At 66.9% G+C, this 21,559-nt stretch carries 21 protein-coding genes; 5 read left to right on the forward strand and 16 right to left on the reverse strand.

Annotation, left to right across the window (positions count from 1 at the left end):
• Nucleotides 1-65 precede the first annotated feature (65 nt).
• From hslU to RZR99_RS09700, 9 genes are all read right to left on the reverse strand, one after another.
• Nucleotides 66-1,409 (reverse strand): ATP-dependent protease ATPase subunit HslU, encoded by a 1,344-nt coding sequence (gene hslU, locus RZR99_RS09660; RefSeq protein WP_323119529.1) that lies wholly within the window; start codon nucleotides 1,407-1,409, stop codon nucleotides 66-68.
• Between the two features lie 12 nt (nucleotides 1,410-1,421).
• The gene (gene hslV / locus RZR99_RS09665; protein ID WP_323119530.1) at nucleotides 1,422-1,958 is read right to left on the reverse strand and encodes an ATP-dependent protease subunit HslV; all 537 of its coding nucleotides are present in this window, start codon (nucleotides 1,956-1,958) and stop codon (nucleotides 1,422-1,424) included.
• A gap of 234 nt (nucleotides 1,959-2,192) precedes the next feature.
• The gene (gene dksA, locus RZR99_RS09670; RefSeq protein ID WP_323119531.1) at nucleotides 2,193-2,609 is read right to left on the reverse strand and encodes an RNA polymerase-binding protein DksA; all 417 of its coding nucleotides are present in this window, start codon (nucleotides 2,607-2,609) and stop codon (nucleotides 2,193-2,195) included.
• A 478-nt stretch (nucleotides 2,610-3,087) separates the two neighbouring features.
• A complete protein-coding gene (locus RZR99_RS09675; protein WP_323119532.1) occupies nucleotides 3,088-4,167 on the reverse strand; it encodes a CobW family GTP-binding protein in 1,080 nt (359 codons plus the stop codon).
• Between the two features lie 161 nt (nucleotides 4,168-4,328).
• Entirely contained in the window at nucleotides 4,329-5,564 is a 1,236-nt protein-coding gene (locus RZR99_RS09680; protein WP_323119533.1) for a class I SAM-dependent rRNA methyltransferase, read from the reverse strand.
• Between the two features lie 63 nt (nucleotides 5,565-5,627).
• A complete protein-coding gene (gene xerC, locus RZR99_RS09685; protein WP_323119534.1) occupies nucleotides 5,628-6,548 on the reverse strand; it encodes a tyrosine recombinase XerC in 921 nt (306 codons plus the stop codon).
• A gap of 10 nt (nucleotides 6,549-6,558) precedes the next feature.
• Nucleotides 6,559-7,278, reverse strand: coding sequence for a DUF484 family protein (locus tag RZR99_RS09690; RefSeq protein WP_323119535.1), 720 nt, complete (start codon nucleotides 7,276-7,278; stop codon nucleotides 6,559-6,561).
• 26 nt (nucleotides 7,279-7,304) lie between these two features.
• The gene (dapF, locus tag RZR99_RS09695; RefSeq protein ID WP_323119536.1) at nucleotides 7,305-8,171 is read right to left on the reverse strand and encodes a diaminopimelate epimerase; all 867 of its coding nucleotides are present in this window, start codon (nucleotides 8,169-8,171) and stop codon (nucleotides 7,305-7,307) included.
• Nucleotides 8,172-8,201: 30 nt separating this feature from the next.
• Entirely contained in the window at nucleotides 8,202-9,086 is an 885-nt protein-coding gene (locus RZR99_RS09700; protein WP_323119537.1) for a lipid A biosynthesis lauroyl acyltransferase, read from the reverse strand.
• Nucleotides 9,087-9,349: 263 nt separating this feature from the next.
• On the opposite strand from RZR99_RS09700, the gene metK reads away from it, so the two are divergent.
• Nucleotides 9,350-10,537, forward strand: a complete 1,188-nt coding sequence (metK, locus tag RZR99_RS09705) for a methionine adenosyltransferase (protein ID WP_323119538.1) — start codon at nucleotides 9,350-9,352, stop codon at nucleotides 10,535-10,537.
• Between the two features lie 110 nt (nucleotides 10,538-10,647).
• Here metK and RZR99_RS09710 read toward each other — a convergent pair whose 3' ends face one another.
• Nucleotides 10,648-10,998, reverse strand: a complete 351-nt coding sequence (locus tag RZR99_RS09710) for a hypothetical protein (RefSeq protein WP_323119539.1) — start codon at nucleotides 10,996-10,998, stop codon at nucleotides 10,648-10,650.
• A 358-nt stretch (nucleotides 10,999-11,356) separates the two neighbouring features.
• Between RZR99_RS09710 and RZR99_RS09715 the strand changes: the two genes are divergently transcribed.
• The gene (locus RZR99_RS09715) at nucleotides 11,357-12,127 is read left to right on the forward strand and encodes a phytanoyl-CoA dioxygenase family protein (RefSeq protein WP_323119540.1); all 771 of its coding nucleotides are present in this window, start codon (nucleotides 11,357-11,359) and stop codon (nucleotides 12,125-12,127) included.
• A gap of 150 nt (nucleotides 12,128-12,277) precedes the next feature.
• On the opposite strand, the gene RZR99_RS09720 is transcribed toward RZR99_RS09715, so the two are convergent.
• The gene (locus RZR99_RS09720; protein WP_323119541.1) at nucleotides 12,278-12,484 is read right to left on the reverse strand and encodes a DUF3185 family protein; all 207 of its coding nucleotides are present in this window, start codon (nucleotides 12,482-12,484) and stop codon (nucleotides 12,278-12,280) included.
• 183 nt (nucleotides 12,485-12,667) lie between these two features.
• On the opposite strand from RZR99_RS09720, the gene mgrA reads away from it, so the two are divergent.
• Complete coding sequence (gene mgrA, locus RZR99_RS09725; protein WP_323119542.1) at nucleotides 12,668-13,711, forward strand: L-glyceraldehyde 3-phosphate reductase; 1,044 nt, start codon at nucleotides 12,668-12,670, stop codon at nucleotides 13,709-13,711.
• A gap of 51 nt (nucleotides 13,712-13,762) precedes the next feature.
• Here mgrA and RZR99_RS09730 read toward each other — a convergent pair whose 3' ends face one another.
• The 3 genes from RZR99_RS09730 to RZR99_RS09740 form a co-directional block, all read right to left on the reverse strand.
• Complete coding sequence (locus RZR99_RS09730; RefSeq protein WP_323119543.1) at nucleotides 13,763-13,948, reverse strand: hypothetical protein; 186 nt, start codon at nucleotides 13,946-13,948, stop codon at nucleotides 13,763-13,765.
• A 236-nt stretch (nucleotides 13,949-14,184) separates the two neighbouring features.
• A complete protein-coding gene (locus RZR99_RS09735) occupies nucleotides 14,185-15,054 on the reverse strand; it encodes a DMT family transporter (RefSeq protein WP_323119544.1) in 870 nt (289 codons plus the stop codon).
• Nucleotides 15,055-15,382: 328 nt separating this feature from the next.
• The gene (locus RZR99_RS09740; protein ID WP_323119545.1) at nucleotides 15,383-16,663 is read right to left on the reverse strand and encodes an MFS transporter; all 1,281 of its coding nucleotides are present in this window, start codon (nucleotides 16,661-16,663) and stop codon (nucleotides 15,383-15,385) included.
• Between the two features lie 320 nt (nucleotides 16,664-16,983).
• Between RZR99_RS09740 and RZR99_RS09745 the strand changes: the two genes are divergently transcribed.
• Nucleotides 16,984-17,196 carry a hypothetical protein gene (locus RZR99_RS09745; protein ID WP_273999565.1) on the forward strand — a complete coding sequence of 71 codons (213 nt, stop codon included), beginning with the start codon at nucleotides 16,984-16,986 and terminating at the stop codon, nucleotides 17,194-17,196.
• 40 nt (nucleotides 17,197-17,236) lie between these two features.
• Nucleotides 17,237-18,268 carry a serine/threonine protein kinase gene (locus RZR99_RS09750; protein ID WP_323119546.1) on the forward strand — a complete coding sequence of 344 codons (1,032 nt, stop codon included), beginning with the start codon at nucleotides 17,237-17,239 and terminating at the stop codon, nucleotides 18,266-18,268.
• 60 nt (nucleotides 18,269-18,328) lie between these two features.
• On the opposite strand, the gene RZR99_RS09755 is transcribed toward RZR99_RS09750, so the two are convergent.
• The gene (locus RZR99_RS09755) at nucleotides 18,329-19,747 is read right to left on the reverse strand and encodes a coniferyl aldehyde dehydrogenase (protein ID WP_323119547.1); all 1,419 of its coding nucleotides are present in this window, start codon (nucleotides 19,745-19,747) and stop codon (nucleotides 18,329-18,331) included.
• A gap of 34 nt (nucleotides 19,748-19,781) precedes the next feature.
• Nucleotides 19,782-21,464, reverse strand: a complete 1,683-nt coding sequence (locus RZR99_RS09760; protein WP_323119548.1) for an isovaleryl-CoA dehydrogenase — start codon at nucleotides 21,462-21,464, stop codon at nucleotides 19,782-19,784.
• Nucleotides 21,465-21,559 lie beyond the last annotated feature (95 nt).

Here is a 21,559-nt window from a genome sequence, read left to right on the forward strand (position 1 = left end):
GGCGCACCGGCGAAAAAAGGGCGGTCCCGCGAGGGGCCGCCCTTTTTCGCTGCCGCGCCGCGCCGTTACAGCACGTAGCGCGACAGATCCTCGTCCTGCGAGACCTCGCCGAGCGCGCGATCGACGTACGCGCCGTCGATCGTGACGCGCGTGCCGGCATGATTGCCCGCGGAGAACGACACTTCCTCGAGCAGCTTCTCGATGACCGTGTACAGGCGGCGCGCGCCGATGTTCTCGGTCTTTTCGTTGACCGAGAACGCGATCTCGGCCAGCCGGCGGATGCCGTCCTCGGCGAAGTCGAGCTGCACGTCTTCCGTTTCGAGCAGTGCCTGGTATTGCTTGACGAGACTCGCGTCGGTCGCGACCAGGATCGACTCGAAATCCTTCACCGACAGCGATTCGAGTTCGACCCGGATCGGGAAGCGGCCCTGCAGCTCGGGGATCAGGTCGCTCGGCTTCGCGAGGTGGAACGCGCCGCTCGCGATGAACAGGATGTGGTCGGTCTTCACCATCCCGTACTTGGTGTTGATCGTCGTGCCTTCGACGAGCGGCAGCAGGTCGCGCTGCACGCCCTGCCGCGACACTTCGCCGCCGCCGCCCTCATGGTTGCGCGACGCGATCTTGTCGATTTCGTCGAGGAACACGATGCCGTTCTGCTCGACGTTCTGCACGGCCTTCGTCTTCACTTCCTCGTCGTTCAGCATTTTCCCCGCTTCCTCGTCGGTGAGGAGCTTCAGCGCTTCGCTGATCTTCACCTTGCGGCGGGTCTTCTTCGCGTTGCCGATGTTCGAGAACATCGAGCGGATCTGCTCGGTCATCTCTTCCATGCCCGGCGGCGCCATGATGTCCATGCCGACTTGGGGCTGCTCGAGATCGAGTTCGATCTCCTTGTCGTCGAGCTGCCCTTCGCGCAGGCGCTTGCGGAACGTCTGGCGGGTCACGTTGTTGTCGTCGTTCGCGTTCTCGCTGCTCGCGCCGAAGCCCACCGCGCGCGGCTGCGGCAGCAGGATGTCGAGGATCCGGTCTTCCGCCTGGTCCTGCGCCTTGGTGCGCACCTTGCGCATTTCCGTTTCGCGGGTCTGCTTGACGGAGATCTCGATGAGATCGCGCACGATGCTGTCGACGTCGCGGCCCACGTAGCCGACCTCGGTGAACTTGGTCGCCTCGATCTTAATGAACGGCGCATCCGCGAGCTTGGCGAGGCGGCGCGCGATCTCGGTCTTGCCGACGCCCGTCGGCCCGATCATCAGGATGTTCTTCGGCGTGATTTCCTGGCGCAGCGGCTCGGCGACCTGCTGACGGCGCCAACGGTTGCGCAATGCCACTGCGACGGCCTTCTTCGCCTTCGCCTGGCCGATGATGTGCTTGTCGAGTTCCGAGACGATCTCGGCAGGGGTCATGGTGCTCATTGATGCGCGTCCTTACTCGATGGTCTCGATGATGCGGTTGTGATTCGTGTAGATACACATGTCGCCCGCGATCGCGAGCGACTTTTCGACGATTTCGCGCGGGGACAGATCGGTATTCTCGGCGAGCGCACGCGCGGCGGCCTGCGCATACGAACCGCCCGAACCGATCGCGCAGATCCCCTCTTCGGGGTCGAGCACATCGCCGTTGCCGGTGATGACGAGGGTGGTGGTCGCATCGGCGGCGATCAGCATCGCCTCGAGGCGGCGCAGCATGCGGTCGGTGCGCCAGTCCTTCGCCAGCTCGACGGCGGAGCGGGTGAGGTTGCCCTGGTGTTTTTCGAGTTTCGCCTCGAAACGGTCGAGGAGCGAGAACGCATCGGCCGTGCCGCCGGCGAAGCCGACGAGCACCTGGTTGTTGTAGATGCGCCGCACCTTGCGCGCGCCGCCCTTCATGACGATATTGCCGAGCGTCACCTGGCCGTCTCCGCCCAGCGCGACCTTGTCGCCGCGCCGCACGGAAACGATCGTCGTGCCGTGAAATTGCTCCATCTGCGTTCCTTCAGAAAAACGGGGAAGACGCGGGGCGCGCGAGCGCCGCCGCTGGAATGACGATGCGCGGCGCGGGAAGCCCGCTCGACGCGCATGGTCTTCATTTTAGGGCTTGCGCCGCGATATCAAGAGCGTGGGCGGCCGGGGGCGGCCAGAAAAAGAAAAAGCGCGCGGCAGGCCGCGCGCTTTCATTCGAAGCAGCGTGTCGTGGCGCGGGCGGCGCGCCGGGGGCGGTCAGTCGCCGAACAGCTTCTGGCGCAACTCGCGGCGCTCCTGCGCCTCGAGCGACAGCGTGGCCGTCGGACGGGCGAGCAGACGCGGGATGCCGATCGGCTCGCCGGTCTCTTCGCACCAGCCGTAATCACCCGATTCGATGCGAGCGAGCGACTGTTGAACCTTCTTGAGAAGCTTGCGCTCGCGATCGCGCGTACGCAATTCGAGCGCGTGCTCCTCTTCGATCGTCGCGCGATCGGCAGGATCCGGCACGATGACCGTTTCGCGCAGGTTCTCGGTCGTCTGACCCGCATTGTGGAGAATTTCCGCCTGCAATTGTTCGAGCCGAGCTTTGAAGAACGCGAGCTGATCCGCATTCATGTAATCCTTATCGCTCATCTTCAGGATTTCGGCTTCGGTCAAGAGTTTCTTCGTCATCTGCTTGCTTCTTCAATGTGCGACAAATCGGCAGATATTGCCTGCACTTTGGGATTACCCGCAACAGGCCTTGCAATTATTTGCTATTGCGCCGGGGCGGGGCCGAAAGCCTCTGGATACCGGTTTCCATCATCCAGGTCCCCCTGGTGCCGGATTGCGCGCGCACTGCCCGGTGTGCAGTGCGGCACGTCGCAACGATCGCGGCCGGGTGACAGTCACGGTCTCGGACGCCGTTGCGATGCTCCGATTCATCATGCAAGAACCGGGCCTATCGTTGCTATTCTCCAGTGGGCACGTATTGTAACTGAATCGCAAGCCCGTACCGTATCGGGTCGATCCCCCGCCGGCGAGGCCGGCATCCTGAAAATATAACCTGCAAATCACGAAAAAGCGATGACGCGCGTGACACCTGCCGAATGGGCCTGGGCGGCCGCTGCGGCGGCGCACCCGAACGGCACCCGGCAGGCGCGCGCGGGGGTCACGCGAGGCAGGCGTCCAGGCCGTCGGTGATCAGGTCCTGCGGCAGATCGATGCCGATGAAGACCATCTTGTTGGTCTTCTTCTCGACCGGCAGCCATTTGGCGGCGAGATCGCTCCCCATCATCTGGTGCACGCCCTGGAACACCACCTTGCGGTCGACGCCCTTCATGTACAGCACGCCCTTGTAGCGCAGCATCCGTTCGCCGTAGATCTGCAGGATACCGCCCAGGAAATCTTCGAGCTTGTTCGGATCGAACGGCCGGTCGTTGCGGTAGACGAACGACTTGATCTTGTCGTCGTGATGCGCGTGATGGTGGTTGTGATGCGCGTGGCCGTGATCGTGGTCGCAATGGCCGTGATCGTGATCGCAATGCGCGTGATCGTGCCCATGATCGTGGTCATGATGCGCATGGTCGTGGTCGTCTTCCGCGAGGAAGTCCGGGTCGATCTCGAGCTTCGCGTTCAGATTGAAGCCGCGCAGGTCGAAGATCTCCTTGATGTCGGCCTCGCCGAAATTGACGATCTTCACGGCGGCCTTCGGATTCATGTGCAGCACGCGGTGCCTGAGCGCCGCGACCGTCTGGTCGTCGACCAGGTCGGCCTTCGTGATGAACAGCCGGTCGGCGAAGCCCACCTGGCGCTGCACGACTTCGTGCTCGTCGAGCTGCGCGTTCGCATGCTTGGCGTCCACCAGCGTGATGATCGCGTCGAGCAGGAAATCGTCGGCGATTTCGCTGTCGATGAAGAAGGTTTGCGCGACGGGGCCCGGATTCGCGAGGCCGGTGGTTTCGATCACGATGCGGTCGAAGTCGAGCTTGCCGTCGCGCTTCTTCGCGGCGAGATCGCCGAGCGCGCGGGCCAGATCGCCGCGGATCGTGCAGCAGATGCAGCCGTTGCTCATCTGGATGATCTGCTCGTTCGAATCCTGCACGAGGATTTCGTTGTCGATGTTCTCTTCGCCGAACTCGTTCTCGATCACGGCGATCTTCATGCCGTGCGGTTCGTTCAGGATGCGCTTGAGCAGCGTCGTCTTGCCGCTGCCGAGAAAGCCGGTAAGGATGGTGACGGGAATGGCCATGTCGATCGCCTGTGGTTCGTGAAACGGGGTCAAAACCGAAGTGGAGCGCGAGGCCCCGGCGCGCAATGCGCGAGCGTACAACCAATTATTGAAACACACCTGTCAAGCCCCTGCCCTTCGGCCGGATGGCCGGCGGGCGGCTGGCTGCAACATCGGGGCGGTTATGCGATTTGCAACAGCAGGCCTTTCAGATATTCGCCTTCCGGGAACGCGGTCAGCAGCGGATGGTCGACGCCCGCGCCGAGCCGTTTGAGGATCCGGGCGTCGACGCGTGCGTCGGCCGCCGCGCCCGCGACGATCTTCTGGAACAGGTCCATGTCGATCGCGCCCGAGCACGAGTACGTGAACAGCAGGCCGCCCGGGCGCAGCAGCTTGAAGCCGCTCAGGTTGATGTCCTTGTACGCGCGGGCCGCGCGGTCGACGTGCTCGCGCGACGGCGCGAACTTCGGCGGATCGAGCACGATGAGGTCGAAGCGCTCGCCGTCGTCGACCAGGCGGCGCAGCGTCTTGAACGCATCGGCGTCGAGCCATTCCGCCCGCGCGGGGTCGAAGCCGTTCGCGTCGACGTTCTGCCGGGCCAGCGCGAGCGCGTCGCCGGACGAGTCGATCGACACCACCCGCTTCGCGCCGCCCTTGAGCGCGGCCAGCGAGAAGCCGCCGGTATAGCAGAAGCAGTTGAGCACGTCGCGATCGCGCGCGTACTGGGTGACGAGCGCGCGGTTGTCGCGCTGGTCGACGTAGAAGCCCGTCTTGTGGCCGTTCGGCACGTCGACGTGATAGCGCACGCCGTGCTCGGCGGCGATCAGCGTCGCGGGCGGCGGATCGCCCGCCAGCACGCCGGTGATCTGCTCGAGTCCTTCCTTTTCGCGGATCGACACGTCCGAGCGTTCGTAGACGTTCGGGCAACCGGTCGCGCCGACCAGCGCGTCGACGATCGCGGTCTTCCACATCTCGACGCCGGCGGCCATGAACTGGCAGACCAGCTGGCCGCGCTGCGCTCCGCCGCCGGCCGCGTCGCCGCCTTCGCTCGGCGCGCCGTCCGCGAGGTAGTAGTCGACGATCAGCCCGGGCAGCCCGTCCGCCTCGCCGAACACGAGCCGTACGGCGCCCGTGTCGCTGACCATCGCCTGCCGGTGCGCGAACGCGCGCTGCACCCGGCGCTTGAAGAACGCGTGATCGATCGGCTCGGCCTCGTCGAAGCTCCACGCGCGCACGCGGATCTGCGACTGCGGGCTATATGCGCCGCGCGCGAGGAAGCGGCCGTCATGCGCGCGCACGATGACGGTCGCGCCGGACGCGGGCTTGCCGTCGACCCGGTCGATCGCGTTCGCGTAGACCCACGGATGGCGGCGCAGCAGGGATTTGTCTTTCGACGGTTTGAGCGTAACGGTTTGCATGTCGTAATCGAAAGGCCGCGTCGGACGCGGCGGGTAGATCGGGGAATCCCGGCGGGCAGCGCGTCAGTCGCGCTTTTTCGCGCGCGGATGGGCGCTGTCGTAAATCTTGGCGAGATGCTGGAAATCGAGCGACGTGTAGACCTGCGTCGCCGAAATGCTCGCGTGGCCCAGCAGTTCCTGCACGGCGCGCAGGTCGCCGCTCGACTGCAGCACGTGGGTCGCGAACGAATGGCGCAGCACGTGCGGGTGCACGTTCGCCGGGATCCCGGCCGACAGCGCGGCGCGCTTCACGCGCTCGCGCACGACGTTCGGCGACATCCGGTTGCCGCGCACCGACAGGAACAACGGATGCGGATCGTGTCTCACGAGCGTGTCGCGCACCGCGAGCCATGCATCGAGCGCGTCGATCGCCTTGCGGCCGACCGGCACCTTGCGCTCCTTGTTGCCCTTGCCGCGCACGGTGACTTCCTTCTCGGCGAGGTCGAGCCAGCCGGCGGAACGATAGCCGTCCGCGTGCGCGTACACGACGTCGAGCCCGACCAGCTCCGCGAGACGCAGCCCCGACGAATAGAACAGCTCGAGGATCGCATGGTCGCGCAGACCTTCCGCGGTATCCGGCGGCGGGGCTTCCATCAGCCTGTTCGCGTCGTCGACGGACAGCGCCTTCGGCAGCGTTTTCGGGCGTTTCGGCGCGCGCACGGCGGCGACCGGGTTCGCGGCCATCTCGACGTGCTGCGCGTACCAGCGGTAGAACGCCCGCCAGGCCGACAACCGGTGCGAGATCGAACGGGCCGACAGCCCGCCCGCGTGTGCGCGGGCGACGGCGCCGCGCATGTCGACGGCGGTGAGACCGGCGAGCGGGCGGCCGCCCGCGACCCGGTTCAGCTCGTCCAGCTCGTGCGCATACCCGCGCAGCGTGTGATCCGACAGCTGCCTGATGTGCTTCAGGTGCGACAGGTAGGCGGCGACCGGATCGTCGTTCATGGTGAGGGTTTCAGTGCGGCAGCAGGCGCGTGAGCGCCGCGCTCGCGAGCGTGCCGATCTGCGTCAGGAAATCGGTGCCCATGCCGTCGTGGAAACGCCGGGCATCCGGCGAGCCGAGCACCAGCAGGCCGAACGAACCGGTTTCGTCGCCGGCCGCGGGCGTGCGCAGCGCGATCAGTGCGATCGATTCCGCATGGCCGCTTGCGGCCGGCGGCTCGCCGCTGTCCACCGCGGCGGACGCCGACGCGGCGACCGGCTCGAGCCATTGCGCCGCCTCGAAACCGGTGTTCGCGCCGCAGTACGGCGTCGACAGGCTGTTGGCGAACAGCCGCACCTCCTCGCCGACATGGCGCGCGAATTCGGCCTGCGAGTACGCGTCGGCGACATCCCAGAGCCGCAGCGCGGTCTGCGGCACGTCGAATACTTCGGCGAGGCCGTCGGCGATCGCCCGCGGCAGCGCATACGGGTCGCGCTCGGCGATCACGCGCGCTGTCCAATGGTTGAACTTCGCGGCGAGCCCGTCGTTCTCGTGGCCGTAGCGCAGCAGTTCGGCGAGGCGCCGTTCGAGATGCTTGTTCTTGTCGCGCAGCATCTCCATCTGGCGCTCCTGCAGCGAGATGGCCGCCTTGCCGTGCGGGTTCGCGAGGCGGACGGTGGCGAGCAATTCCGCGTGCTGGGCGAAAAATTCGGGGTTGGCGAGCAGGTAGTCGGCGACTTCACGATCGTTCATGGCGCTCTTTCGGGGCGGATAAGGGGTCAGACAGTCAGCTCGATCACGCCTTCGAAGACGGTCGTAGCGGGCCCGGCCATCAACAGCGGCGCGGCTTCGTTGCTGGCGCCGTCCCACGAGATCGTGAGCGGACCGCCGTGGGTATGCGCGGTGACGGGGGAATCGAGCCGTCCGCGCCGGATGCCGGCCGCGACCGCGGCGCACGCGCCGGTGCCGCACGCGAGCGTTTCGCCGGCGCCGCGTTCATAGACGCGCAGCTTCACTTCGCGGCGCGACACGATCTGCATGAACCCGGCGTTCACGCGGCGCGCAAAGCGCGGGTGACGCTCGATCGCGGGGCCGTCCGCCAGGACCGGGAAGGCTTCGACGTCGTCGACGATCTGCACGGCGTGCGGATTGCCCATCGACACCGCCGAGATCCAGTGCGTCGCACCATTGACGTCGAGGGGCCAGAGCGTATCGGCGCCTTCGCGGCGGCCTTCGAGGCCGTGCGTGTCGAACGGGACGCGCGCGGCGTCGAACTCGGGCGCGCCCATGTCGACGACGACCTCGCCGTTGTCCTGCATGGTCAGCGTGATGACGCCGTGCTTCACCTCGACGCGCACGCTGCGCTTGTCGGTGAGCCCCTTGTCGCGGACGAACTTCACGAAGCAGCGCGCGCCGTTGCCGCAGTGCTCGACTTCGCCGCCGTCGCAATTGAAGATCCGGTACTTGAAATCGGCGCCGTCGGCGGACGGCTTCTCGACCAGCAGCAACTGGTCGGCGCCGATGCCGAAATGGCGGTCGGCCAGCGCCCGCACCTGCGCGCCGGTCAGCGTGAGGTCGTGGCTGTAGCCGTCGAGCACGACGAAGTCGTTGCCCACGCCGTGCATCTTGGTAAACGAGAGTTTCATGAGCGCTATTGTAAGCCGCGGCGGGCGCGATCAGTAGAAGCCGGGTTCGCCGGGCGGCCGGGTCTTGAAGCGCTTGTGCACCCAGTAGTACTGCTCGGGGAGCTGCGGAATCTGCTCTTCGAGGAACGCGTTCATCCGGCGCGCGTCGAGATCGTCGTCGCCCGTCGGGTAGTGGTCCCACGGCTTGAAGACCCTGAGCCGGTAGCCCTTGTAGTTCGGCAGCACCTCGCCGATGAACGGCACCACCTGCGCGCGGCCGGTCTTCGCGAGCCGGCCGACCGCCGTCAGCGTGCAGGCAGGCACGCCGAAGAACGGCACGAAGGTCGAATTGCGCAGGCCGTAGTCCATGTCGGCGCCGAGCATCACGGGCTTGCGGTCGCGCAGCCAGCGCAGCACGACGCGCGCGCTGTCGGCGCGGCCGACCATTTCGGCGTCGAAGCGCCCGCGCGCGGCCTTCGCGGCCGCTTCGAGCGTCGGGTTCGAGAACGGCTGGTAGAGCGAGCCGCAGCGGCGATGCAGCGAGTAGTTGAGGAAGATCGAGCCCGCTTCGATACCGACGAAGTGCAGGCCGAGGAACAGGGTCGGCGGCAGGTCGGGATCGCTCAGATCGATCGCGCTATCCACCTCGATCAGCTTTTCCAGCTTCTTCGCGGAGCCGAACCACTGGACGCTGCGCTCCACGTAGCTGCGGATCGCATGGCGGAAATGCTGGCCGGCCACCGCCTCGCGGCGCGCGTCGCTCCAATCCGGGAAGCAGAGTTTCAAATTGATATGTACGATGCGCTTTCGCCGGCTGGGGATTTGATAGAGCAGCCAGCCAAGACCGTCGCCCAGGCGCGCCGTGAAGCCGTAAGGCAGGAGCGCGAGCAGCTTCAGGAAGCCGATGGCGAGCTGCGTGCCGAGACGGCCTAGCATGCGGGACCTCCGTCGATCCGGCGGACCGGCGCGTGACGAACAAGGTTGTGGAGTAGCGGGAAGCACGGCACGAGAGACGCTCTGTGACAATTGGAGAAAGCCGCTATAATACGAGCTTCGCCGAGTTAACTGACAACTTGCGGGGCGAAGCCGATGGACGCTATCAGCGTCTTCGGCGCTGTAATCCGCTAAAGCGTCGCCACTTCAGGCCTCAAGAAGATGGCTACGTGAACGCAACCGTAACCACACAGGAGCCTGACACCGTGGCAAACGATTATCTCTTCACGTCTGAATCCGTATCCGAAGGTCATCCGGACAAAGTCGCCGACCAGATCTCGGATGCGATTCTTGACGCCATCCTCGCGCAAGACAAATATTCCCGCGTCGCCGCCGAAACGCTGTGCAACACGGGTCTCGTCGTGCTCGCCGGTGAAATCACCACGACGGCGAACATCGACTACATCCAGATCGCGCGCGACACCATCAAGCGCATCGGCTACGACAACACCGACTACGGCATCGACTACCGCGGCTGCGCGGTGCTGGTCGCGTACGACAAGCAATCGCCGGACATCGCGCAGGGCGTCGATCGCGCGCACGACAACAATCTCGATCAGGGCGCCGGCGACCAGGGCCTGATGTTCGGTTACGCGTGCGACGAAACGCCCGAGCTGATGCCGCTGCCGATCTACCTGTCGCACCGACTCGTCGAGCGCCAGGCGAACCTGCGCCGCGACGGCCGTCTGCCGTGGCTGCGCCCGGACGCGAAGTCGCAGGTGACGGTCCGCTATGAAAACGGCAAGCCGCACTCGATCGACACGGTCGTGCTGTCGACGCAGCATGCGCCGGACATCGAACTGCCGGCGCTGCGCGAAGCGGTGATCGAGGAGATCATCAAGCCGGTGCTGCCCCTCGACCTGATCAAGGGCGACATCAAGTACCTGGTGAACCCGACCGGCCGCTTCGTGATCGGCGGTCCGCAAGGCGATTGCGGGCTGACCGGCCGCAAGATCATCGTCGACACCTACGGCGGCGCGGCGCCGCACGGCGGCGGTGCGTTCTCGGGCAAGGATCCGTCGAAGGTCGACCGCTCGGCGGCCTATGCCGGCCGCTACGTCGCGAAGAACATCGTCGCGGCAGGCCTCGCGTCGCGCGCATTGATTCAGGTTTCGTACGCAATCGGCGTGGCTGAACCGACTTCGGTCATGGTCAACACGTTCGGCACGGGCCGCGTGTCCGACGCGACGATCACGAAATTGGTCCGCGAACATTTCGACCTGCGTCCGAAGGGCATCATCCAGATGCTCGACCTGCTGCGTCCGATCTATGAGAAGACGGCGGCTTATGGCCACTTCGGCCGCGAAGAGCCGGAATTCTCGTGGGAAGCGACCGACAAGGCGCTGGCGCTCGCGGAAGCCGCGGGTGTCGAGCCGGCCGTGCAGGTCGCCTGACGCGCGGCTCGCAGCCAACAAAAACCCCGGCTTTGCCGGGGTTTTTTTATGGCGGTGACGTGCGGTGCGCCGCCGCGGGGACGCCCCCGGACAACCCGGCGCATGCGCGTTCAGCGGGCGGCGAACGCGAACCAGCCGGAGCTGGCCGCGAGGCGGCGCGGCCGGTTGATGCGGCGCTGCGGCGACGCTCGCCGGGCGGTGAGCATGCGCAGCGACGACGGCTTTTGCAGCAGCGAACGCAGCGCGGTGCGGCGCGCCGCCGCCTGCGCGCTCATCATCGACAGGAACGCATGCAGCCACGCGCGAATACCTTCGAGGCGCAGCGGATGCTGTTGCGTACGCTCGGCGAGTGCCTGCGCCCGCGCGCTGTGGTGGCGCAAGGCTCGCACGATCCGGCGCGGCGCTGACGGCGCGGCGCTCTTGGCGACGCGGCTGAGACGGGAGGTGAGGCGGAAAGGCATGAGAGAAACGCTTCGCTGGTTTGAGACGTCCCGTTAGGGGACGCGAATGTAAAAACGGCCCTGGGCGGCGCGTGTTAAAAATCTTACCGGAAGGCCGGATGCGCCGCGCCCGCCAGAAATGACAGGCTCGCCGAGGCTACAGGCGATTCGTGACGCCCAGAAGTCGCGCTAACCCTCGGGGGCAGCGGGCTCGGGCGGGCTACTGCGGAGTTAGTGGCGGCGGGCCGACCCGCAGTTCCTTTGCGTTACATCAAATCTGTACCGGCACTCAATTCCATGCCGGCAGTGATGCCGCCGCCCGCGCCGATCGGGGCCGTTTTACAATCGAACGATTCACGAAAAATAGCTTGAGCGTCCCATGTCTTCTTTGCAGTCGGAGTCGGTTCACGAACAGGTGAACATGCTGCGCGAGCGCGGCTTTGTGGTGGCGAGGGGACTGGTCGCCCCCGAACGATGCGCGGTGTTGAAGGCGCTGGCCGAACGGCAACTGGGCGAGGCGGCGCAGCCGATCGAATTCGAAGCCGATCTGCGTTACCCCGGTGCGCCGGAGTCGAAGCACGCGCCGGGCGGTCACACGGTGCGGCGGCTGCTCGACGCCTACGCGCGCGATGCGGCCTTCGCGCAGCGGGCGACGGCGCCGGAGATCGCGGCGTGGATGCGGGCGTACTTCGACGAGCAGCCGGTGCTGTCGCGCGCGCATCACAACTGCATGATGACGAAGCATCCCGCGTACGGCAGCCTCACCGGCTGGCATCGCGACGCGCGCTACTGGTCGTTCGAGCGGCCCGACCTGGTGTCGGTGTGGCTGGCGCTGGGGCCGGAGACGAACGCGAACGGCGCGCTCTGGCTGGTGCCCGGCTCGCACAGTGCCGAGTTGGACGCGGCGTGCTTCGACGGCGCCAAGTTCTTCCGCGGCGACCTGCCGGCGAACCGGCGGTGGATCGACCAGGCGGTGTGCCCGGAGCTGGCCGCCGGCGATGTCGTGTTCTTCCATTGCAACACGCTGCATTCGGCGGGACAGAATACGTCGGATCAGGTGAAGTTTTCGCTCGTGTTCACCTACCACGGCGCGAGCAACCGGCCGATCGCGGGTTCCCGTTCGGCGGCGACGCCGGAGGTGCCGTTCTAGGATTCAACGCATCGGCAGGAACGGACCCCGGGCGTACCGCGCGTGGCCTGGATGGTTGAGGCTCGCAGCGAACGCGCAGGGTTCGCCTTTGCGCACGACAGTGAAACGGGCGACGGATCGCCCGCCGCCCGAGCCCTTACGCAGCGGGATTCAGCGCTTGCCGCCCGGCATCGCGACGCCGATCAGTCCGACGAGCGTCGCGACGACGCCGCCCACGATCAGCATGACCGTCTTGTTCGACGGCGAGCCGGTGAAGAATCGCGCGACGTTGTCGTTGATCGAATGAAACGACTGGCCGCCGAAATACAGCAGCACAATACCGCCGACGATGAGCGCAACGGAAATCGCCCGGGTCATGGAAACCTCGCTGGAACGAACAATCAAGACGCCGCAGTGTAGGGGAGCGGCGCTGCGGCGTCCATGCCCGCACGCACATCGTGCAGGTTCGCGCCGCGTTGGCTAACATAGCCGGCCGAGAGTTTCGCCCGGCCGGCCCCATTCGGAGCCGGCCGCACTGTCACGTATTAACCGGGATTTCACATGGCCTACGAAGCAGCTTCCGATCGTTACGCGGACATGCAGTATCGCGTGTGCGGCAAATCAGGACTCAAACTGCCCGCACTGTCGCTCGGCTTGTGGCACAACTTCGGCGACACCACGCCGATCTCGACCCAGCGCGAAATCCTGCGCACCGCGTTCGACCTCGGCATTACCCACTTCGATCTCGCGAACAACTACGGGCCGCCGTACGGCAGCGCGGAAACGAATTTCGGCCGCCTGCTCAAGGAGGACTTCAAGCCATACCGCGACGAGCTGCTGATTTCGTCGAAAGCCGGCTGGGACATGTGGCCGGGCCCGTACGGCAGCGGCGGCGGTTCGCGCAAATACGTGCTCGCGAGCCTCGACCAGAGCCTGCAGCGGATGGGGCTCGACTACGTCGACATCTTCTATTCGCACCGCTTCGATGCGCACACGCCGCTCGAGGAAACGGCGAGCGCGCTCGCAAGCGCGGTGCAGCAGGGCAAGGCGCTGTACATCGGCATCTCGTCGTATTCGGCGACCAAGACCCGCGAGATGGCGAAGCTGCTCGCCGAGTACAAGGTGCCGCTGCTGATTCACCAGCCCGCGTACAACCTGCTCAACCGTTGGGTCGAGCGCGAGCTGTTCGATGCGCTCGACGATACCGGCGCGGGCAGCATCGCCTTCACGCCGCTCGCGCAAGGGTTGCTGACGTCGAAATACCTGAACGGCATTCCGGCCGACGCGCGGATCAACAAGCCGGGCGGCGGGTCGCTGAAGTCCGACCACCTGAGCGAGGACAACCTCGAGCACGTGCGCAAGCTGAACGCGATCGCCGAACGGCGCGGACAGAGTCTGGCGCAGATGGCGCTGGCATGGGTACTGCGCGACGCGCGCGTCAGCTCGGCGCTGATCGGCGCGAGCCGGGCGGAACAGGTGCGGGAAAACGTCGGCGCGCTGAAGAACCTGTCGTTCAGCGCCGAGGAACTGACCGAGATCGACCGCTACGCGACGGAAGGCGGCGTCAATCTCTGGGAAAAGCCGTCCACCGATCAGGCGATCTGACCGGAAAGCGGCAAGAAGCGTGCGCCCGGCCGCAACGAACCGGGCGCGCCGCTAGATCAGCGCGGGCAGCCCTTCCACGAGCAGCACGGCAACCGCGACGCCCAGCATCGCACCGAATACGCGCAGCACGTTATGGCGGAATTCGGTGGCGCAGGGGACCGCGCCAAGGAATAGCGCGCCGGCGAGCGCCATCGGGATCAGCAGGATGAAGTCGGCGATCGTGAAGTATGTGGACATGCTCGTCTCCTTTTTATCTCACCCCGGCCGTTTGCTTGTCGGACGGTTACTTCGAGTATAGGAAACCGCGCGCGGTTTTTCGCTATCCGAACCCTTAAAACATGACGAAAGCGTCGTGATTGCTCGAAATTTTCCAACAATAAGACGACTTGCTTGCCACTGTCTTTCGGATTCCTTTCTGTCTTGAGCGGACACGAAGCGTTCGCCCGAGGAAAAGGCGCGAACGCTTCGTCTCGTCACGCTGCGTTCGCGACTTTTGGTGCGCTGCGGAACACCACGGCGAGCCCCGCGAGAATCGCCACCATGCCGGCCATCGCGAGCGGTTCGAGCCGGTTGCCGAGCCACACCGCATCCATCAGCGCGGTCACGATCGGCACGAGGTAGAACAGGCTCGTTACGTTGACGAGATCGCCTTGCTGCATGAGCCGGTAGAACAGTAGTTGCGCGAACACCGAAATCACGACGCCGAGCCACACGAGCGGCACCGCGAATGCCCAGGTCATATCGAACGCGATCGGCTTGAACGGCGCGATCTCCAGGCACAGGCCGAGGCCGATCGCGTTCTGCAGCGGCAGCACGTCGATCGGCGCCGCCTTCGCGCGCTTCTGCAGCAGCGCGCCGAACGTCATCGCGAGCAGCGCGCCCAGCGCATAGGCGATGCCGGAAGCGGACGCGTTGCCACCGCCGCGGTACACGACCAGACTCAGGCCGGCCAGCGCGAGCGCGAGTCCCGCGAGGCGTGCGCCCGACCAGCGGCGTTCGATCAGCACGAGGGTGAGGATCGGCTGCACGCCGAGCAGCGTTGCAAGCACGCCGGGCGCCAGGCCGCGTTCGAGCGCGAGCAGGTACAGGATCGAGTAGCCGCCCATCAGCAGTACGCCGGTGGCGGCCGCGAGACGACGGTCGCCGGGCGCGGGCAGCCAGCGCCGCCGTGCCAGCGACAACGGCAGCAGGACCAGCGAGGCGAGCGTGAAGCGCGCGATCAGGAAGGCGAAGGCGGACGCATGCCGCAGGCCGAGTTCAGCGAAGATCGCGCCGCTGCTCCACAGCAGCACGAAGAGCGATGTCGCTCCATACGCGACGAGCGCGCGTTTGACGGAAATCATTGAGGTTCACCTGTCGAGTGAATCGGGAGAGGCCGGACGTGCGGAGGCTGTGCGCGATGCGCACCGGACGGCAACGAACGGAATCGGCAGGAAGCCGCGCGGCGGTTAGCCGAGCAGCGCCGCGGGCGGCGGCGGCGCGCCGACGTGCGGCGGGGCGACAGGCGGAGGTGCGGCGGGATGCGCGCGCGCACGCAGCAGCCCCGCGAGGGGCGAGTGCGAAACGGCTTGTGCGGGCGCGGCGGATTTCATCGAAGCGGCAGGCTGCGGTGGACGACAAGGCTCGAGATTAGTGCATCGCGGCTTGCGCGGCAATCGGTGCTGTCGGCGCTCAGGCCGCGCCGCGGCGCTCGCGGCCGCGCAGCCACGCCGACGCGGCGAGGCCGACGGCGAGCAGCGCGGTCACCAGGCCGGCTACGCCGGGCCAACCGCCCGCGCTCCAGGCGTGGCCGCCGAACGACCCGACGAGACTCGATCCGAGGTAATACGCGAGCAGATACAGCGCGGCGGCCTGCCCCTTGCCTTCGTGCGCGAGGCGGCCGACCCAGCCGCTCGCGACCGCGTGCCCGGCGAAGAAGCCGAACGTCACGCACGCGATGCCCGCGGCGATCGCGGCGACGGGCTGCAGCATCGTCAGCGCGACGCCGGCCAGCATGATCAGCATGCTCGCGATCAGCACGCGTCCGCGCCCGAGCGTATCGGCCAGCCGGCCCGACCACGGCGATGCGACGACACCCAGCAGATACACGACGAAGATCGCGCCGGCGGTGGACTGGCTCAGGCGGTAAGGCGGTGCGAGCAAGCGGTACCCGAGGTAGTTGTAGAGCGTGACGAAGCTGCCCATCAGCACGAAGGCCATCAGGAACAACACCGGGAGTTCGCGCCGTTGCGTGAGGTGCCGCGCGAGCGCCGCGCGGTGATGCGCGAGGCCGAGGCCGCGGCGCGGGGCGAAGTGGCGCGACGCGGGCAGCAGCGCGCGGAAGGCGAGCATCGCCCCGAGACCGAGCACGCCGATCGCGCCGACCGCGGCCCGCCACGACAGCAGGTCGGTCAGCACGCCGGTGATGACGCGCCCGGCCATCCCGCCGATCGCGGTGCCGCCGACATAGAGGCCCATCGCGAGCCCGAGCCCCTCGGGCGCGACTTCTTCGGCGAGATAGGCCATCGCGACCGCCGGCACGCCGCCGAGCGCGAGTCCGGTCAGCAGGCGCAGGACCAGCAACTGATGCCAATGCGGCGCGAACGCCGCGCCGAGCGTCAGCAGCGCGGACACGGTCAGCGACGCGGTCATCAGCCGGGCGCGGCTCAGGCCTTCCGAAACGAAGCCCGCGACGAACACGGCGAACGCCAGCGCGGCCGTGGCGAGCGACAGCGCGAGGCTGCTTTGTGCGGGACTCACGCCGAATGTGGTCGAGAAGGCGGGCAAGAGCGGCTGCACGCAGTAGAGCAGCGAGAAGGTGGCATAGCCGGCGAACAGCAGGGCGACGCTGGCACGCCAGTAAGCGCGGGAGCCGCGCTCGAGGTACGGCGGGGAAGCGGATCCGGAGGACGTGGGCGAGGCGGGCGGCGGGCAAGCGGCGTCGGGCCGCCGCGCTTCGGGTGAAGCGGTCACGCTGGATCTCCGTGCGAGAGGGCGAATCGGGACGGCTCGCTGTTCCCCGAGCGGCGCGACGGGGCGGCCCGGGTTCAGGCGGGCCGTCACAATCCTCAGGGTATGATGATGCGAAACCGTCGCGCAAGCGCGTCGTTCACGCAGTGGCTGAATGGAGACATCCGAAAGAAATAGCGCACCATGCGGCGCTATTTTTTCTTTTCGCGATGCCATAAACGGTTAACAATGGGATACGCGCAGCCGTCGTCGCACGGGCTGCGCGGGTCTTGTATTTCCAGGCCGGGCACCATGCCGGCCGGCTTTGAAAGCGGGGAAACATCATGCATGTCGGTTCGATTGTCTGCACCACCCATATCGCAGTGCCGAAAGGCGCGCGCGGCATCGTCCAGCGCATCCTGGGGGACATGGCGATGGTGACCTGGTACGCGGGCGTACCCGGCGATTCCAAGGAGCTCAATACCGAGCCGTTCTTTCTCGAGGATCTGATCGACACCGGCGAATCCGTGCTGCCGGCGGGCGCGGCGCTGCACTGAGCGCTCGTCTTTCGGCCCCGCGCGCGGCACAATGCGGGGCATGAACGACGCCACTTCCGAACCATCCGCAGCCGGCGCCAGCACCGGCTTGCCTTTTGCCGGTCTCACGCCCGAGTGCGTGCTCGATGCGCTCGACAGCGTGCTGATCCCCGCCGGGTCGCGTACCGACGGGCGTCTGCTCGCCCTCAACAGCTACGAGAACCGCGTCTATCAGGTCGGCATCGAGGACGGGCCGCCCGTCGTCGCGAAGTTCTATCGCCCGCATCGCTGGTCGAGCGAGGCCATTCTCGAAGAGCATGCATTCGTTGCCGATCTGGCCGCCCGCGAGATTCCGGCGGTGCCGGCGCGCGTGCTCGACGGCACGTCGCTGCACACGTTCGACGGCTTCCGCTTCGCGTTGTTCGAGCGGCGCGGCGGGCGGGCGCCCGAACTCGATCGCAGCGATACGCTCGAATGGCTCGGCCGCTTCATCGCACGGATTCATGCGGTCGGCGCGATCGAACCGTATGCCGCGCGTCCCACGCTCGATATCCGGACCTTCGGCTACGAGCCGCGCGATTTCCTGCTGTCGCACGATTTCGTGCCGCCCGAATTGCGGCCTGCCTATGAGGCGGCCATCGCGCAGGCGCTCGAAGGCGTCGAGGCGTCGTTCGAACGGGCGGGGGACGTACGGATGCTGCGCACGCACGGCGATTGCCATCCGAGCAACGTCCTGTGGACCGATGCGGGGCCGCACTTCGTCGATTTCGACGATAGCCGGATGGCGCCCGCCGTGCAGGATCTCTGGCTGCTGCTGCCGGGCGATCGCGCCGGCGCCTCGCGCGCGCTGACCGATCTGCTTGCGGGCTACGAGGATTTCTGCGAGTTCGATCCGCGCGAACTGCACCTGATCGAGGCGCTGCGCACGCTGCGGCTCATTCACTATGCGGCGTGGCTCGCGCGGCGTTGGGACGATCCCGCATTCCCGGCCGCGTTCCCGTGGTTCAACACGCCTCGCTACTGGGAAGCGCGCGTGCTCGAGCTGCGCGAGCAGATCGGCGCGATGCAGGAAGGGCCGCTGTGGCCGGTATGACGGAGCACGCGCCGCACCGGCGCTCGCTCCGCGTGACGATGCGCGGGCCGGCCCGCACGGTCAGAACCTCAGCATCAGCTTGATGATCGACGCGAAGCGCTTGCCGTACGGCGGTGCCAGCAGGTTGCGGGTATTGAAGCGCGCCTGGGTCAGCACGGGCTTCATTTTCGAGAACGTCACGAAACCGTCGTAGCCGTGATACGCGCCCATGCCGCTCGCACCGACGCCGCCGAACGGCAGCGTGCCGCAGGCGATGTGCATCAGCGTTTCGTTGATCGATACGCCGCCCGAGATCGTGTCGCGCATCACCCGGTCGATCGTCGCGCGTTCCTCCTCGAACAGGTAGAGCGCGAGCGGCCTCGGTCTCGCGTTGATGTAGGCAATGGCGTCGTCGAGCGTGTCGTAGGGCACGAGCGGCAGCAGCGGTCCGAAGATTTCCTCCTGCATCAGCTGCGACGCGTCGGGCGCATGCGTGACGATCGCGGGCGTCAGGCGGCGCAGCGCCGGATCGGACGCCGCGTCGGCGAGCGGATGCAACTGCGCGCCGGCCGCCGCGGCCTCGTCGGCGAGCCGCTGCAGCCGCGCGAAATGCCGCTCGGAAATGATCGACGTGTAATCGGTGTTCTTCGCGAAGCCGGGATAGAGCCGGGCCATCCGCACCCGCGCCCGTTCGATGAACGCGCTTTCCTTGCCGCGCGGCACGAGCACGTAGTCGGGCGCGATGCAGGTTTGTCCGGCGTTGATCGTCTTGCCCGCGACGACGGCGTCGACCGCCGCGTCGAAGCGCGCATGCGGCCCGATGATCACCGGCGACTTGCCGCCGAGTTCGAGCGTGACGGGCGTCAGGTGCTCGGCGGCCGCGCGCATCACGTGGCGGCCGACCTGCGTCGAGCCCGTGAACAGCAGATGATCGAACGGCAGGCTGCTGAACGCCGCCCCGACTTCCGCATCGCCGTTGACGACCGCGACGTGGTCGCGCGCGAAGGTCTTCGCGATCAGCTGCTCGAACAGCGCGGAGGTGCGCGGCGTCAGCTCCGACATCTTGATGATCGCTCGGTTGCCGGCGGCCAGCGCGCAGATCAGCGGCCCGGCCGCGAGCAGCACCGGGTAGTTCCACGGCACCACGATGCCGACCACGCCGAGCGGCTGCGGCATCACCTTCGCGCGGGCCGGATACATCCACTTGTTCATCGGCCGGCTGCGCGGCTTCATCCAGCGCTTGCCGTGCTTGAGCGCCTCGTCGATTTCCTCTTTCGCGAGCCAGATCTCCGACAGCAGCACTTCTTCCTTCGCGCGATTGCCGAAGTCGGCGTCGATCGCGTCGGCGAAGGCGTCGCGATGATCGAGCAGCATGGCGCGCAGCGCGCGCAGATGGCCGGCGCGCGTGTCCCAGGTCGGGTACGGCGCGCGCAGATACGCGGCGCGCTGGTCGCGCAGCAGCGCGTCGAGTTGGGCGAGATCGGGCAGGTCGTTCTTCATGGCGTCTCCTGGGCGATGCGGGTGTGGCCGGCGCTCAGACCGGGAACGCCCGCTCGACGAGCGCGGCGTGATCGAAAGTGGCGGGCAGCGTCCCGTAGACGCGTCCGGTTTCGCTGCCGCCCGCGCCGAGACGGGTTGCGATGAATGCGTCGGCGACGGCGGCGGGGGCGTTGCGCAGCAGCAGCGAGGCCTGCGCGAGCAGCGTGATGCGCTGTGCGATGCGCCGCGCGGACGCCTCGCGTTGCTCGGGCGCGAGCGACAGCATGCCGGTCAGCCCGGCGAGCGCGTCCGCGAGCAGCGGGTGTTGCCGCGCGTCGTCGCGCCATCCGGCGAGCAGCGCGCCGGCGGCGTCGGGCTCGCGTTCGATCGCGCGCAGCACGTCGACGCACATCACGTTGCCCGAGCCTTCCCAGATCGAATTGACCGGCGCCTCGCGATAGAACCGCGCCATCGGTCCGGTTTCCACATAGCCGTTGCCGCCCCAGACCTCCATCGCCTCGCCGGTGAATTCGAGCGCGCGCTTGCAGACCCAGAACTTCGCGGCGGGCGTGACGATGCGCCGCCAGCCGCGCGCTTCGGGCGACTTGCCGGCGCCGTCGTCCGCCTCGAACGCATCCGCGAGTTTCATGAACAGCGTCGTCGCGGCTTCCGATTCGAGCGCCAGGTCGGCGAGCACGTTGCGCATCAGCGGCTGATCGGCGAGCAGCCGGCCGAACGCCGTCCGGTGGCGCGCATGATGAATCGCCTGCACGAGCGCCGCGCGCATCAGCGCGGCGCTGCCGATCACGCAATCGAGCCGCGTGTAGTTCGCCATCTCGATGATGGTCGGCACGCCGCGTCCCTCGTCGCCGATCATCACGCCGTAGGCGTCGAGGAATTCGACTTCGCTGCTCGCGTTCGAGCGGTTGCCGAGCTTGTCCTTGAGGCGCTGGATCTGTACCGCGTTCTTCGCGCCGTCCGGCGTGAAGCGCGGCACGTAGAAACACGAGATGCCGGCGTGCTCACCGGTGCGCGCGAGTACGAGATGCGCGTCGCACTGCGGCGCGGAAAAGAACCACTTGTGACCGATCAGCCGGTACGCATGGCCGCGTTCGCCGGCGTCGAGCGGGTAGGCGCGCGTTTCGTTGGTCCGCACGTCGGAGCCGCCCTGCTTTTCGGTCATGCCCATGCCGATCATCATCGAGCGTTTCTGCGCGAGCGGCACGTCGCGCGGATCGTGCTCGCGCGCATAGAGCCTGTCGCGCAGCGTTGCAAAAAGGGCCGTTTCGCGCTGCAGCACCGGGATGCTGGCGAACGTCATCGTGAGCGGGCACAGCGAGCCGGATTCGATCTGCGCATGCAGGAAATACCCTGCGCAGCGCGCGGCCATTGCGCCCGCGCGCGGATCGGAAAACGGTAGCGCGTGCAGGCCTTCGCGGCGCAACAATCCGAGCAACTGATGCCAGCTCGGATGAAATTCGAGCGCGTCGAGCCGCTCGCCGCGCGGGCTGTAGGCGACGAGTTCGGGCGTATGACGGTTGGCCGCCTCGGCGAGCGCGAGCACGTCCGGCGTGGTCAGCGCGGCGCCATGCCGCGCGAGCGCCGTTTGATGCCAGCCCGCGCCATGCCGCTCGACTGCCGCGACGAGCGCGGCGTCCGTTTCAAACGCGTTGTAATCGGAAAGCGGCGGCACCTGGTTGGTCACCTGATGCGTTGCCGTCAGAACGTGTTCCTGCATGCCTGTGTCTCCCGTTTCGCAGCGCGCGGCTTCTTCCGGCCGCGATGGGCTGCGCGAGGCGAATCCAGCCATCTTAAATTTAGTTCACCGCGGCG

Origin of the sequence: Burkholderia alba, assembly GCF_034721475.1 — a bacterium.
In the GTDB taxonomy this organism is placed as follows: Bacteria; Pseudomonadota; Gammaproteobacteria; order Burkholderiales; family Burkholderiaceae; genus Burkholderia; species Burkholderia alba.

Excerpts from the sequence above, each read along its gene's own strand:
- hslV (WP_323119530.1), bottom strand. The coding sequence starts at position 1,958 with ATGGAGCAATTTCACGGCACGACGATCGTTTCCGTGCGGCGCGGCGAC.
- RZR99_RS09675 (WP_323119532.1), bottom strand. The coding sequence starts at position 4,167 with ATGGCCATTCCCGTCACCATCCTTACCGGCTTTCTCGGCAGCGGCAAG.
- RZR99_RS09715 (WP_323119540.1), top strand. The coding sequence starts at position 11,357 with ATGTCTTCTTTGCAGTCGGAGTCGGTTCACGAACAGGTGAACATGCTG.
- mgrA (WP_323119542.1), top strand. The coding sequence starts at position 12,668 with ATGGCCTACGAAGCAGCTTCCGATCGTTACGCGGACATGCAGTATCGC.
- RZR99_RS09745 (WP_273999565.1), top strand. The coding sequence starts at position 16,984 with ATGCATGTCGGTTCGATTGTCTGCACCACCCATATCGCAGTGCCGAAA.
- RZR99_RS09760 (WP_323119548.1), bottom strand. The coding sequence starts at position 21,464 with ATGCAGGAACACGTTCTGACGGCAACGCATCAGGTGACCAACCAGGTG.
- RZR99_RS09700 (WP_323119537.1), bottom strand. The coding sequence starts at position 9,086 with ATGCTAGGCCGTCTCGGCACGCAGCTCGCCATCGGCTTCCTGAAGCTG.
- hslU (WP_323119529.1), bottom strand. The coding sequence starts at position 1,409 with ATGAGCACCATGACCCCTGCCGAGATCGTCTCGGAACTCGACAAGCAC.
- RZR99_RS09680 (WP_323119533.1), bottom strand. The coding sequence starts at position 5,564 with ATGCAAACCGTTACGCTCAAACCGTCGAAAGACAAATCCCTGCTGCGC.
- RZR99_RS09755 (WP_323119547.1), bottom strand. The coding sequence starts at position 19,747 with ATGAAGAACGACCTGCCCGATCTCGCCCAACTCGACGCGCTGCTGCGC.
- RZR99_RS09720 (WP_323119541.1), bottom strand. The coding sequence starts at position 12,484 with ATGACCCGGGCGATTTCCGTTGCGCTCATCGTCGGCGGTATTGTGCTG.
- RZR99_RS09735 (WP_323119544.1), bottom strand. The coding sequence starts at position 15,054 with ATGATTTCCGTCAAACGCGCGCTCGTCGCGTATGGAGCGACATCGCTC.
- RZR99_RS09730 (WP_323119543.1), bottom strand. The coding sequence starts at position 13,948 with ATGTCCACATACTTCACGATCGCCGACTTCATCCTGCTGATCCCGATG.
- xerC (WP_323119534.1), bottom strand. The coding sequence starts at position 6,548 with ATGAACGACGATCCGGTCGCCGCCTACCTGTCGCACCTGAAGCACATC.
- RZR99_RS09750 (WP_323119546.1), top strand. The coding sequence starts at position 17,237 with ATGAACGACGCCACTTCCGAACCATCCGCAGCCGGCGCCAGCACCGGC.
- RZR99_RS09710 (WP_323119539.1), bottom strand. The coding sequence starts at position 10,998 with ATGCCTTTCCGCCTCACCTCCCGTCTCAGCCGCGTCGCCAAGAGCGCC.
- dapF (WP_323119536.1), bottom strand. The coding sequence starts at position 8,171 with ATGAAACTCTCGTTTACCAAGATGCACGGCGTGGGCAACGACTTCGTC.
- RZR99_RS09690 (WP_323119535.1), bottom strand. The coding sequence starts at position 7,278 with ATGAACGATCGTGAAGTCGCCGACTACCTGCTCGCCAACCCCGAATTT.
- dksA (WP_323119531.1), bottom strand. The coding sequence starts at position 2,609 with ATGACGAAGAAACTCTTGACCGAAGCCGAAATCCTGAAGATGAGCGAT.